Here is a 13,833-nt window from a genome sequence, read left to right on the forward strand (position 1 = left end):
TATTTTTTAACAATTTGGTGATGCAATGAAATTTGATGAAAACAAAATTGGTCCACATTTAATAAATATAATTACTTCTGGATTATATGATGGAAATTTAAATTGCGTAAGGGAATATGTACAAAATTCCGTTGATGCAAAAGCAAAAAACATTAATGTTTCATTTGAAAATGGTATGAATTTAGTAATAGAAGATGATGGAACAGGAATGGACTTAAACGAATTAGAAAATGCTTTAAATGTAGGCATATCTAACAAAAATGAATTTAATGTTGGATGGAGAGGAATCGGAATTTGGAGTGGAGTTTCAGTTTGTGAAAAGATAGTGATAATTACAAAGAAAAAAAACAGTGGGAAATATCGAATAGAAATTGATAACAATAAAATCAGAAAAGAAATAAACAATACAAATTCTATTTTAAAAATACTAGAAAATTCAACTACAGACATTTCAAAATTGTCTTTAGGAAGAGATGATTCATATCTAGATGGTCAATTTACAATAATACGTTTAGAAAGGATTTTAAGACCTCAAAAAGATATATTTGAATCCGAAAATATAAAAGAGTACTTACAAAAAGTTACTCCTGCTTCATTTAACCCAAATGAATTTACACTAGGTTCAAAAATCGAGAATTATCTCCAGCAAAAAGGAGTCGCGTTTCCAAAAGTAAATATCAAATTAGAAGATGAAACAATTTATAGACCACCTTATACTACAGAACCTTTTTTTGAAAAAGTCATTACTAAAGATTTTATTGTAGGTGACAAGCTTGTTGCCGTAGGTTGGATATTGTCATCACAAGCAAATAAAGGACTTAAATCTCCGAATAAGGGTATTTTTTTCAAAAAGAAAGGTTTCACAATTGGAAACGAAAATCTAGTGAAAAATTTGTATGAAGGGTCATACAATGAATGGCAATTCGGCGAAATTCATGTTATTTCAAATGAAATCGTTGAAAACGCTGCAAGAAACCAGTTTGAGCTAAATAGTGGACTTGTCGATAAATTATATGAACAGGTTTCTGAATTCATAGGTTCACTTGATAGTCTTAATCGTTATCAATCATCTAAAGTACCTTCCTCTAATATTTCTAATGCTCAAAAGTATCTGAATGAGGGCAATATTAAAAGTGCCGAACATGAAATCAATAAAGCACATGAAAAAGTTACTAGAGTGAAGAATTATCCAAAAGACCCTGATTTAGGGCCTCTCAAGAAGAATATAGAAAAAAAGATACAAACTGACACAGACACATTGAAACAACTAAAAGAACAAATTCAAAAGTCCAAGGCTAGTCCCTCAAAAAACAAAATTAAAAAGGACCGATTAAATGCAACAATTGATAGTCTTCCAGATGATATAAAGAAGAGTATCAAACGCGCAAATTCAAAGGGAAGATTGATACCAGAAATTAGTATAACTGACCCTATAAGAGAAATGCTTGCAGAGCGGGTTGGGCATGATGACGAGATAAAAGAGTTGACCCAAGAAGCATATGGTTGGAAAGATGTACGAATAAATAAAGGGAATCGTATTTTAACTCTTGGAGATAAAGGCAATGACGCTAGAGATGCACGTTTAGGTCTTCTAATATATACTTTTCATGACATTATAGTAAATCCAACCAAACATGAAAAAAAAGGTTTTGAATGGTTTAATTCTTGTTCAGAAGAAGAGAAATTGGATGTGATGAATGAAATATATTCTACGCTTGGATTAATGCATCGTTTAATAAAAAATTCAAAGGAATTCAAGTCTAAAAAGGATCATAAGAAATAATCATATTGAGATCCTTTTTCTCATTTCACCGTAATCTTTATGACAAGGATGTACTAACTAGTAGCTATGAATATATTATTAGTTGAACCTGATTATTATACAAAATATCCTCCATTAGGTTTAATGAAATTAGCATCTTACTATAAGTCTTATGGGAATTCTGTTAAGCTAGTTAGAGGTATTGACAAGGACCTTGATTTTCATCCCGATATAATAGAAGTAACATCTCTTTTTACATATGCCTGGAAACCGGTGCACAAAGTGATTAAGCACTACCACAATCAGTACCCTGGCGCCAAAATAAACGTTGGAGGTATTTACGCATCTTTACTACCAGACCATATAAAAGAAGTATTTCCCTTTGTGAATATACAGTTGGGCCTTCATGAAGAAGCAGAAGATTACATGCCTTCATATGATATCCTAAAAGATGTCCCGAAATGGCAAGATTGGAATAGTTCCATTCTATTTTCATCAAGAGGCTGCATTAGAAAATGTCCTTTTTGTGCAGTTCCAAAAATGGAAGGTAAATTCAGACCTGTAGTAAAAGATGTTGAAAGATATATTCATCCAGAGCATAAAAAAGTGATATTTTGGGATAATAATTTTTTTGCTACCCCCCATTGGAAAGAGATTATTACAAATCTTAAAGATATGGGCCTAAAGGTCGATTTCAATCAAGGGCTTGATGCAAGATTGGTCGATGAAGAAAAAGCTTCCATGATTGCAGAATTAAAAATGGATACTATTAGAATGGCCTATGATGTACCAGAAGAAAAAGAAGCAATTACTAAAGCTGTCAATCTACTACATGCCAATGGAATCAATAAAAGAAAAATTCTGTTTTATAATTTGTATAATTTCTATGATGAAAATACCTCCAAAGGTGATACTCCAGAATCTTTTTTGGACCGGGTCAAGTATGTATTGGAATTAGGTTGTGTCTCATATCCAATGCGATTTGAACCATTGACATCATTAAAGAAGAATGAATATGTGTCCCCTTTTTGGGATGAGACAAAACTAGAGATGGTAGCTAAATCCAGAAGAGTCATTGGTTTTGGAGGTGTGTTCCCTCCTTATGAAGGTTTAATCAATAAGTTCGATGAGGCCAGGTCTTTTGAAGAGGCTTTTAGGTTGCGTCCAATTGAGTCAAAAGTTAAGGAGACATCTATAGAAACCAACAAAAAGCAAATGTTTTGTGCCTGATTTTTATAATGTAGATAGAAATTTATAGAAGGAATATACACTAAAACCAAAATGGTATATTTTCATTTCAAAATGTATGAAATAATAGATAAGGGGGTATTTTTATGATAAAAAATATTCATCTCGAAAACTTCAAAGGCTTACAAAACTCTCAAAAAATAGACTTAAAACCCCTAACTGTACTATGTGGTACAAATAGTAGCGGAAAATCAACAATAATCCAAAGTCTTTTGCTCCTAAAACAAACTTTTGAAAACCAATCGAGATATGGAAAAATAGTCTTAAATGGACAGTATGTTCACATGGGTTCATTTAAAAATATAGTATACAATCAAAATAAAAAAAATGAAGTAAAAATAAGTTTTGAAATTGAGCCCCTAAATAATTCTATTACGAAGCGATACAAAAAAAATCTTCAACATCGATTTTTACGTGCTTTTAGATTTATAAATAATAAAGGAGAAGATGTTAAAAAATCATTGATGGTTAGTTATGGCCTAAAATTAGATGATAAGACAAACAGAAGAGAGCCTATTATTAATAATTTTTATTTTTGCACTCAAAATTCTTCAAAAAATGAATCTTCAATAGGAACGTCTATACACATAAATCACAAAAAAAATAATGAATATGAATTAAAATGGAAAAAAACTCGTCCGCAACCTTTCGCTAATATTGATTTAAAAACATCTTCTTTTGAACACATAGACAAATATTTTTGTCCTAATTGCAATCGCAATCATAGAATAAATTCAGACGTTGGTTCTAAGCATTTTGTCAAATATATTTATTATGAAAACTTTCATGCAAACGGACATCCAGAATACACAAATTTGATACCTGAAGTCAAAATAGAAGAAGGACAAAATTTGCAACATTTAAATCGTCCTCTTTATTCATTGAGACATATTATGGAAATTGAATTTGGTGATTTTGTCTATATTGGACCTCTGAGAAAAGAACCTTCTAGAAGATATATCTATGAAGAAGAATATTTGAATATTGGAAATAAAGGTGAAAATGCCCCATTTATTTTGGCCCTTGAAGGGAAAAGAAAAATAGACCCTTATTATTATTTTGATGAACAAAGAGAAGAATGGGAATTAATAGAAAATGATAATCTAGAAAAAGCTGTGAACCGCTGGTTAAAGTACATGGATATTTCTGATAGTTATAATTTGGAATCAAAAGAAGAAATTATTAGATTGTATATACAATCTGGACAATATGGTGATTCAAAAATAACTTTAGCAGATGTAGGATTTGGAGTTAGTCAAATACTGCCTATATTAGTAGAAGGCCTAAGAATAAAACCAAGACAAACTTTAATTTTAGAACAACCAGAAATACACTTACACCCCAAATTACAAATGAAATTGGCCGATTTTTTTATTTCAATGATTCTTTCGAAAAAGAGAATTATAGTTGAAACACATAGCGACCATTTGATAAATAGAATTGTTAGAAGAATTATTGAATATGAAGATGAATCCATAAACTCAAATACAAATATTTTGTTCTTTGATTCAATTAATGGGCACACTCAAACCCGAAGTGTAGATATTGATGAAAAACGAGGTATAGTTGATTGGCCTCAAGGATTTTTTGACCAGTCTGCGGAAGAGAAAAGGGTTATTGTTCAAAAAGCAATCGAAAAAAGATTGAGGTAAACTTTTGGTATCTATATTTCATCCAAGTTCATTGTTTTGTAGTAATAATGAATGGAATGACCAAGAGTTTCAAGATTTATTTATGCATGCTTTGCTTAAACATATTGAAACCATCAATAAATTGGGAATTAAAGTAGCGTGGTCATGGGAATTTTTTAACTGCTTTTGGAATGAAGTACCTTGGTTTAAAGATGTTTACTATAAAAACTATCTTCTGGAGTCAATCTACGATGTTTTATACAATGCTTCGTATTTTTATGAATCACCTCCCGAAAATAGATGCCAATGCGATACAAGTCATTTGGATTATGAATTATCAGACCAAATAAATGAATCATGGTTTGTATTACTGCATCGTATATTACACAATGATAGAGAAGCATTCATTGTAATCGGTATTAATTTAGCGACAGACAAAAACTCAATTTCAATTGAATGCAATTGTACCCCTGAGAATTTTAATAAAGAATATCATTTAATAAAGGACCCTTCCCAATGGCACCTTAAAATTAATTACATGGATATATGTCCGACTAAATTAGATAATTGGGATTATAAATTTAAATTAGCACTTTTTATATGTAAGAGCCAACGCTTTGGTTCAAAGGAGATAAAACATCCGCTTAATAAAATAGAATTTGATAGTAAATTTAAAAAAGATTTTATCGATGTGAACCAGGAAAAGGAGAAAGAGAGAATATTAATTAAAATTGCTAAATTATTGACTTTGAATCATTTTGAAGCTGCTAATGATACAAGCATAAGAGAAGAGAAAATAAAAGAAGTTTATAGAATAAGAATTTCACAGGCTGCACGTATTCACTATTATGAAGATTCTGATAAAAAAATATTTTTGAGGTATTATCCTTCTTCAAAACACGATAGTCCCTTATAAAATTCATATAATCTAGCTGAATTTAAATCTGCTCAGCATTGAACAAAATACAAATGCTGTCCATCAAGGCAATACATATCCATTTCCAACTTTAATCTCTGGATCAAGTCACAACAATAAACAGCCACCACACCAAAGCATTCCTTGAGGATCCTACAAAGTTCATTTACAGTAACCCCATCATATGCATGACCTCTTAATTCCTGCAAAACCAAACTGGCTATTCTTTCTTCAGTTACTGTACCATCTACTTCCATATTGTTTATCATATAACTCAACATTTGGATGCCATCATTAAATGTGAGTTTGAATTCCATGGATTAAACTACTACATCATGATAAGTGGCCTTCCTGTAATGAGGGCAATTTGTCAGAGTAAACATTTTCCCATCAATCTAAATTTAGTAGTTCGATTTCATATAATAAGTATTAAATATGTATCAAGTGAAGTGAAAGTATTGCATAAATTCAAATTATAAATCACACTAATACGCAAATATTCCTGCAAGTGAATTTTATCGAAAATTTTAATATCAGATTGAAAACAAAAACTTTATTACAATCTAATATGTTACATAGTAGGGAATATGACAAAAACGCCGTTGTTGGCCTCATCAATTGAATCATTTGTGCATGGAATAGAGCACTACTTTTTAGTCTATGGTCACTCTAACAAATTCCCACTGCTTCACATTGACCAATCAATCGAATTATTGCTGAAAGCAAAAATTCAAAATATGAACGGATTGAGCATTTATACTAAAAAGGGAAAAACAATTGATTACCATGAATGTTTCAATAGACTAGAACAGAAAGATATTAAAATTCCAGAAAAAAGTTTGTTGGAAGAAATCCATGACAAACGAAATTCATCTCAACATCTCGGAGCTTCTTTTGACGATTATACTATTGGATATTATATTAAATTTACGCATTCTTTTTTCAAATTCTTTCTAAAAGAACATTTTGATGATGAATTAGAGGCCTATCTTCCAGACAATATAAAAACCTATCTTGATAATATAATAGTGGAGCCAACTAAAATTCACGAGGATCAACTCCAATATATAAATGAACTTATCGAAGAGGGAAGATATAAGGATTCAATAATTTCTTCATGGAATGCAATTGAATTTTTAATAAGAGGATATTCAGACAGAGACACTGGAAAGTCAATAGATGAAATTATAAAATCAATAAAAGAAAAAAAGCAAATCGATGATGGCAAACCCTTTAAATATTTAGAGGAAATAAAAACTTTAAAAGATAATATTATTTTCAGTAACGAAGAAGTAGATCAAGAAACAGCAATCGGCATTCATGACAAAATTATAGATATTGCTAATACAAATATAGTAATTGTTCCTGTGAAAACGGCTGAAAAAATAAGTTCAAAAAGGATATCAAGCGATGAAGATGCTGAACCTGTAAGAATTATTGATGATACTTCTCCTGTAGATGATATACAAGAATTGTATTATACCACATTAAAACTTTACAACTCTAGCAATAAATATTGCTCAAATTTTGAAGAGATATTTTCTCTCTATAAATCCCGACACCAATTAACAATTGATGAACAATCTGGCTATGAATTTTTAACTCAAAGCTCCATATACCATAAACTTCCTTTTTGGTATTGGGCAAAGAATTTAACAGATGATGAAATTTCAAAAATCATAAAGAGAAACCTGGATACATGGCCGTACAATACTGTATATTATTCTTTAGATGTATTGCTGTTACTTTCAAACCAGGAAAGTGATGATATCTTAAGGAAATTATCTAATGACCGCAGAATAAGTATAGTAAAAAAAGCATCTGATTATTTACAAATGAAAAAAAATGTAATGGAAATAAAAGATCATTTTCAGATAACTCCGTTGAGGACACTTGAGCATTATAAGAAAATAAATCCACATGAAGTCAGTTTACCAAGACCTTTTTCTGAAAATATCAAAAACATTGAATCTGAAGAAGAAATCCATTTTTTTTCAATTATAAAAGAGAACAATTTTTTAGAAGCATTGGAGCAATATTATAACAATGGCGATGAAACTATAAGAAAAAATATATTAGAAGCTCTTTCATATATTAAAGATAAAGATAGTTTTTTATTTTATTTAACTAAAATAAGAACCAATCAAGAATATAATATGTATAAAAAATCCATACAAAAACTTGATATTGCACTTTACTGCCCGAAACTCAATTGATGAAGCTTTTATTAAGTCTAATTCTTAAAGAATCAATACAATTATAAAAACTTCAAATTGATATCTCTTTTAAGAGATAACCATTCTTATCATTCCACATCTCCATTAATTCTAAACTCCGCATAAACCTGATAGTAATCCGAAACATCAGTGGTCAATTCCTCATCCAAACCAGATTCTAGATCATACTTGAACACTCCGGCTTCCCCGGTACAATCAGCGGAATCTGTCAGGACAATCTGGTCATAGGTGTAATCCGTGCTCTTTGTGGTTGTGTCGATGGAATCCTCAATTATTCAAGTATATTCATCAAGACCTGATGTGAAACCTTCATCAAAATAAGATCCGTCTGCGTTGAACCCCTCAATGATAATGAAGTCTCCTACATATGGATATGCAGATTGGGACTAATAAAGCACATAATCGATACCCAAGTTAGCTGGGTGAAAGTACTAGGACGTTTTACTGTAATTTCAGCGCCGGGGTTGGGATTCGAACCCAAGCACCCCGTTAGGGGAAACAGGTCTCGAGCCTGCCGCGTTTGGACTCCGCGGCAACTTTGTAAGCCGTTGGATTAGTCCGCTCTGCCACCCCGGCACAATGTGCTTGTTTTGAAGGAGTTTATGGCTTAAAAAGGTATCGAAGGGCGCAATTATTAGAAATCAAAGAGGCTTTTCTGGTTCTTTGCCTCTGGTGTCGGGTCATCGGGGTCGGTTTTTTGGGAACCGGATTTTTTGCTTGTTTTCAAATTGTCGGGCAGCTCGATCCAGCCGTATTTGCCCCCTCCGCCGGGGTGCAGGATTACGTCCTCATTCCTGAAGGCTTCGATACTTCTCACAATCCGGGGGTCCACGAAATCCAGCTGTGGGATGTCGGCCTCCAGCAGCACTGCGGTCTCACTGCCGAAACGCTCCACAAGAGCCTTCCAGGCCCCGTTCACACCCTTTGTATTGATGCTTGCATGTCCCAGGGCCATCATTATGATCTCTGCTAGGGGTATCAGGTGCAGGTAATCCGGACGGTGGGAAGGGTGTTTCGGGGTGTCATAGTTGGCCAGTTCGTTTACCCGGTCGGCCACGCCTTTCTTTATCTGGCCACCACAAACCCGGCAATTCCAGTCCAGGTTCATTGCTTCTTCCATTGGGTAATGCCGGTAACACTTGATACAGGCTGATTCATTGTACTTGCCTTCCTGCGGGAAGAAACCCACATTGAGCGCACAGCCATACCCCTCTTTCCTCAGGATTGCCTTTTCCACACCTTCAAAGGAGACATCCGGCACCTCCAGGCGGTTGAATTCCCGGGCCAGTTTGTTGGACCAGGGGGAATGGGCATCCGAATTTGAAAGGAATGTCAGGTCCTGCAGTTCTTCTATCCTGTCTGCATAATCACTGTCAGCACTCAACCCCAACTCCAGGAAGGCAATATTATCAGTCATATCCCCGTAGCAACTTTCCAGGCTGTCATGGTAGGCATACATGGCAGTCCAGGGGGTAAACGCATGACAAGGGCCGATGAGGGCTCCGACATCGGTTGCAATCTCTGCAATCTGGCCTCCGTCCAGTTTCAGCGTTGGCCTGCCGTCAACGGCGAGATCCCCGTATCCGGCCACCTTTTCCGCCAGTTCCTCTGCTTTGGATATGGAGGGAACCAGCAGCAGATGGTGTACCCTGTTTTTGTCCTCTATCTCAGTTGTAAGAATAAAAGAAGTATCATCAATGGCGACCGTCTCGTCATCCTGTGCATATTCCTTGATCTCACAAAGCCATCTGGGATGTATGCAATCTCCTGTTGCCACAAGATTGATTCCTTTTTTAGCGGCTTCCCGGGCCATTACAGGCAGTTCCATCTTTTGGGAACAGGCCATGGAATATTTGGAATGCAGGTGCAGGTCGGCATTGATCAACATGTTTATCCGATATAGCCCAGATCCTCGTCCGTTGGTGTTTCAGGAAGCATCTGTTGCTGTTGTTGCTGCTGTTTTGCTTCTACAAGGTTGGCCACGATTTTCTCCATCTCTTTAGCACGTTCCTCAAGTTCACTGATATCAACCTCGATATCAAGTATACTGCTCAGCACAGCAAGCAGTGACTGGGCACTTTTCGGGTCAACGAGATATCCGGATGTGTATCCCATAAGGCATGCAGCATTAATATCCCTGAATTTGCTCAGGCCAAGGAGGAGTCCCGAAGCTCCAACAATTCCGCCGTTGGGCTCTTTTTCCTTGAAGGTGACTCCATGCTCTTTAAGACTTTCTGTAAGGTCTTCCTGATTAACGGCACCCAGGACTTCATCAACATGATCCAGCTGTCCCGTTGGGAATCCTCCGAGGGTAAATATTCTGGAAACTCCGTACTCTTCGGCAATATCCAGGTACAGGTCACACAGTTCGTAATGCCCTTCTGAACTTGTACTCTGCTGGTCTCCTGCAAGCAGCAGAATATCCTTGCCATTTACCTGAAATGTATAGAATGCATTACTTACAAGCCTCACAGTACTATTTTCATCCACAAGTACCTGGGGCGGGAAAGAGGTGGAGTATATTTCCAGAAGTTTTTCTGCTTCGAATTGTTCGATGAGATGATCAACAACAAGTTTGCCTACATGTCCCACACCCGGCAGGCCGACAAGCAGGGTAGAATCCTGAATTTCAATCTCAGTATTTTGACGCACGATTTTTGTATTCTGCATGGGAATCAATTCCTTTTGCTCAATCTGCGATATTTCCCGTATGGGTCACGGGGAGAATAGCGTGCAGGTGAAGGTTTGATGGTCCTTCCCCCGCATTTGGGGCACGTTTCCTGCAGGGTGTATTCCCCGCAGGAAATGCATTTTAAAATCTTTTTACCCAATCGTTATCACGCCTTGGCAGTTTCCGCATGCCTGTGGAAGGCACCTTCTCCGCCAAGATATTCTATTTTTTCGATGGCTTTTTCTGCAGATTCTTTCAGGACAGATTCTGCAATCTTATAATCGGGAGCTATCACCCTGATACGATATCTGGGTGCACCGGTATATGTTATATCCAGACGGACATCTTCCATCTTCACTTCATTGGCGGCCCGTAAGGCCTCCTTGATGATCTCGATCCCGTTCGGTGCAGAACTTGTAAGGTCTATATGTCCGGCAATCTCCACAAACGGCAGTTTGATATTATCCTGTGCGAGTTTGATAATGATTTCAACAACTTTTTTATCGATCTTGAGGTTGCTGAAGGCAGCTTCCCCGCGCATGGCAGCTTCTTCAAAGGCAGAATATTTGCTTCCGAATTCTGTGTCAAAAGCATCTTCTACTTCCTGAAGTTGCTGTTTGTCGAGTCTTGCGTCTTCTGCGACGAACTGTAGCCATTTTTCAGCCTTCTGTTCGTTCTTCCATTCCTGGATCTTTGCCCTTTTCTGATGCTCATTTACATCCTTGAGGGAAAGATCAATATGGCGACGTGAGGTATCTACTCTCAGGACCTTGCAGACAATTTTCTGTCCTTCCCTGACGTGATCCCTGACATATTTGACCCATCCTGCCTTAATCTCAGATATATGGATGAATCCTTCTTTTCCGTCGTATTCCTCAAGAGTCGTGTAGGCGCCAAAGTCAGTGACATTTTTTACCGCACAGACTACGAAATCACCGACTTCAGGCCATTTGTTGTTGTCCATTAATATCCCTTATTCGAGTACTTCCAGTATATGTGTTGTAATTGTAGATTTTCCACCAGTTGGTTCTGCAAGGGTCCTGCCGCATACAAGACAGTTTACTTTCTGGCTTGCACTGCCAAAAATAACCTGCTCATTGGAGCAATCATTGCATTTTACTTTCAAAAATCTGCTGTTTGGTTCGGCCATTTATGCTCACTCCTTGAAATCGAATTTCTTTGCACGGAAGCAGGGTCTCTGATGTGCCTTGTTGCACTTGCTGCAACGGTATCGCAGGGCAATTCTTTTTGTTGGTTTGTCACCACTTGGGACCTTGGAGAACTTCCCACTGTTTCCTATACCAGTATGCCTTTTCTTCTGCCTTCTGATACGTGTGGTCATTGATTCCCTGCCTTTTTTAACCTTTTCAGCAACATGTTCTGTATGGGTTTTGCAGTAAGGGCAGTATGTTCTGAACCTTTTTGGGATCTTCATTATCTTCACACCTTTAATGTTGATTTTCATTCCTGATTTATTGGATATGCAGCACCGCGTTTTACCAGTCCCTGAGCATTCATGGAAGGCAAAACCACAACGTCTTCTGCTGCAAGTGTATAATTGAGATTATCCATCGCTTTTATGGTAGGAAGGTCTTTCAATATTCGGACAACAAAGTATTCCTTACTTATATTGTTTTTGCCCGTTTCTTCCTCTGCAGGGAGTTCCTGCGAGATGGTCCCGATTTCCTCTTCTTCATCTGCTTCATCAGATATTATACTTTCTTTCGCAAATCCCTTGTCCTGTCTATCCTGGGGGTTCATGATAGGTTCGAGCAATTCGGATCTTGCAATCTGGATTGCTGAAAGGGTGGCCTCAAAAACTTTGCGTTCGGATTCCAGGAGTTTGTCGAGATCCTGTCTGGATGAGATATTGGAAAATGCATTTGAAGTTGCTCTGGATGTTATTTTTCGGATTCTCCTGATAAAGATCGTTTCCACATCATTGAGGGCACTTTGCATTTCGTCTTCTAAAATCTTTGATTCAACTGATCGCGGATTGTTGATCTTTTTGATTTCCTCTTCCAATTCCTTTATATATTCATCAACCTTTTCATAAAAATTGTAGGGAAGGGAATTTAAAGACGAGCTGTTTTCCTGACGGAGAATACTCTTTAGTTCAGTACGATCCATATTCGGCAACCCCTCTGCACATTAAATACACTGCTGCATATTCGGGAAGTTCCTGTACTCCTTCTTCAACCCGGATATCCAGATCCATCATTTGTACTTCAAAAGGTTTTATGACTTTTAACGTTACCGGCCTGTCCGAAAAAGCAACAGCATCCTGAAGTGGTTTGAAATCCTCTATGTCTTCCAGACTTAATGGAATTACCTTCATTCCGGAGCCGCCATGCAGGGAACCCGGTAATCGTATCAATCTCTTTATATCTGCGGTGACCGGTTCGTCCACCTGTGCCGATCCCGCCAGCGTGACACGATGCTGGTCGATTGTATTATCAAAAAATTGGGCCATTATGGCTTTGAAATCCCTGATTTTCCCAAAATCCAGTCTTCCTCTGCGTATGTCTTCCAGGGCTTTACTGTCTTTGGATATCCGGTTCATCTGTTGCTGTGTTTTTTTGCCGAATCCTTTTATGTGCTTTATATCCGCAAAACGTTCTTTTTCTTCCTTTTGTCCTTCTTCTTCAAGATATGAGGCAATATACTCAGCAAGTCTTTTTCCCCATCCTGTATCGGGATTTTTGATGACATACTTGGAAAGTATCTCCGTTCGATCGTTGAAGGTTCGTGTGCCGGTTCCATGGTCTCCGATCATGAATTCTTTCTGGTAGAAATATTCAGATTTAATCCCCTTTCCTCCCACGTAATCCACAATTTCCCTTCTCTGGGAACTTTCCAGATTCCATATATGAGGGTCAGTTATATGGAAGTGGTACCCCCTTCCACCGGAAAAGACGGCTTTTATATAATCTTCGTCAAAACCAAAATCATCTACCAGAAAATCCAGCAGTCTCAATGATTCTTTCTTTACCATTTCCAGCATTGCTGCATAGGAAGTAGGTGCATCCTGCAAGTGATCAGCATCCAGATCAAAAATAAGGTCTGCGCCCTTCCATTTTTTCTCTTTCATTGTGGGTGCATCGGGATAATCATAAAAGGCAACCGAGTGATACACATGGGCCGGTTGCATTGATACAAGATAGTCTCTGAGTTCTCCTCCCGTACCGAATGCCTTATGCCTGTACATCATGGTTTCAGGCATGGAATCATACGATATGAATCCCCATTCACGTTTGGTCAGGGAATGGGGAACATGTATCTTTGCTTCCCTGTAATAATCATGGAACCTTGATTTGAGATAGCGTTTTGTTGATGTGTTCATCTTTCTCCATCTCTAATTTTTATCG

General features: G+C 36.8%; 14 protein-coding genes and 1 tRNA gene. 5 read left to right on the plus strand and 10 right to left on the minus strand.

The genetic code is table 11. The features are described 5' to 3' along the window. The first annotated feature begins 25 nt into the window (after positions 1 to 25). From CI957_RS02475 to CI957_RS02490, 4 genes are all read left to right on the plus strand, one after another. Positions 26 to 1,783, plus strand: a complete 1,758-nt coding sequence (locus CI957_RS02475; protein ID WP_096711957.1) for an ATP-binding protein — start codon at positions 26 to 28, stop codon at positions 1,781 to 1,783. 66 nt (positions 1,784 to 1,849) lie between these two features. Then, a complete protein-coding gene (locus CI957_RS02480) occupies positions 1,850 to 2,992 on the plus strand; it encodes a radical SAM protein (RefSeq protein WP_096711956.1) in 1,143 nt (380 codons plus the stop codon). Between the two features lie 104 nt (positions 2,993 to 3,096). Beyond that, complete coding sequence (locus CI957_RS02485) at positions 3,097 to 4,662, plus strand: DUF3696 domain-containing protein (protein ID WP_096711955.1); 1,566 nt, start codon at positions 3,097 to 3,099, stop codon at positions 4,660 to 4,662. Positions 4,663 to 4,666: 4 nt separating this feature from the next. After that, positions 4,667 to 5,557: a hypothetical protein gene (locus CI957_RS02490; protein ID WP_128754153.1), complete on the plus strand. Its 891-nt coding sequence runs from the start codon at positions 4,667 to 4,669 to the stop codon at positions 5,555 to 5,557. Positions 5,558 to 5,589: 32 nt separating this feature from the next. On the opposite strand, the gene CI957_RS02495 is transcribed toward CI957_RS02490, so the two are convergent. Then, positions 5,590 to 5,874, minus strand: coding sequence for a hypothetical protein (locus CI957_RS02495; protein WP_096711953.1), 285 nt, complete (start codon positions 5,872 to 5,874; stop codon positions 5,590 to 5,592). Between the two features lie 270 nt (positions 5,875 to 6,144). Here CI957_RS02495 and CI957_RS02500 point away from each other — a divergent pair, with 270 nt between their 5' ends. Then, on the plus strand, positions 6,145 to 7,773 hold the full coding sequence (locus CI957_RS02500; protein WP_128754154.1) for a hypothetical protein: 1,629 nt from the start codon (positions 6,145 to 6,147) through the stop codon (positions 7,771 to 7,773). A 477-nt stretch (positions 7,774 to 8,250) separates the two neighbouring features. Here the strand turns inward: CI957_RS02500 and CI957_RS02505 are convergent. From CI957_RS02505 to priS, 9 genes are all read right to left on the minus strand, one after another. Further along, positions 8,251 to 8,370, minus strand: a tRNA-Ser gene (locus tag CI957_RS02505). A 58-nt stretch (positions 8,371 to 8,428) separates the two neighbouring features. Continuing rightward, positions 8,429 to 9,682: a TIGR00375 family protein gene (locus CI957_RS02510; RefSeq protein ID WP_096711951.1), complete on the minus strand. Its 1,254-nt coding sequence runs from the start codon at positions 9,680 to 9,682 to the stop codon at positions 8,429 to 8,431. Between the two features lie 2 nt (positions 9,683 to 9,684). Next, a complete protein-coding gene (locus CI957_RS02515; protein ID WP_096711950.1) occupies positions 9,685 to 10,464 on the minus strand; it encodes a proteasome assembly chaperone family protein in 780 nt (259 codons plus the stop codon). Between the two features lie 5 nt (positions 10,465 to 10,469). After that, a complete protein-coding gene (locus tag CI957_RS02520; RefSeq protein ID WP_096711949.1) occupies positions 10,470 to 10,625 on the minus strand; it encodes an RNA-protein complex protein Nop10 in 156 nt (51 codons plus the stop codon). A 6-nt stretch (positions 10,626 to 10,631) separates the two neighbouring features. Then, positions 10,632 to 11,429 (minus strand): translation initiation factor IF-2 subunit alpha, encoded by a 798-nt coding sequence (locus tag CI957_RS02525; RefSeq protein WP_096711948.1) that lies wholly within the window; start codon positions 11,427 to 11,429, stop codon positions 10,632 to 10,634. A gap of 9 nt (positions 11,430 to 11,438) precedes the next feature. Next, positions 11,439 to 11,615, minus strand: a complete 177-nt coding sequence (locus CI957_RS02530) for a 30S ribosomal protein S27e (RefSeq protein WP_096711947.1) — start codon at positions 11,613 to 11,615, stop codon at positions 11,439 to 11,441. Positions 11,616 to 11,621: 6 nt separating this feature from the next. Beyond that, entirely contained in the window at positions 11,622 to 11,900 is a 279-nt protein-coding gene (locus tag CI957_RS02535; RefSeq protein WP_013038141.1) for a 50S ribosomal protein L44e, read from the minus strand. 26 nt (positions 11,901 to 11,926) lie between these two features. Further along, a complete protein-coding gene (locus CI957_RS02540; protein WP_096711946.1) occupies positions 11,927 to 12,595 on the minus strand; it encodes a hypothetical protein in 669 nt (222 codons plus the stop codon). Then, positions 12,582 to 13,808, minus strand: a complete 1,227-nt coding sequence (priS, locus tag CI957_RS02545) for a DNA primase catalytic subunit PriS (protein ID WP_096711945.1) — start codon at positions 13,806 to 13,808, stop codon at positions 12,582 to 12,584. Before priS ends, CI957_RS02540 begins: the two co-directional genes overlap by 14 nt. Positions 13,809 to 13,833: the final 25 nt, after the last annotated feature.

The organism is Methanohalophilus sp. WG1-DM, from assembly GCF_004104135.1.
Classification (GTDB): Archaea; Halobacteriota; Methanosarcinia; order Methanosarcinales; family Methanosarcinaceae; genus Methanohalophilus; species Methanohalophilus euhalobius.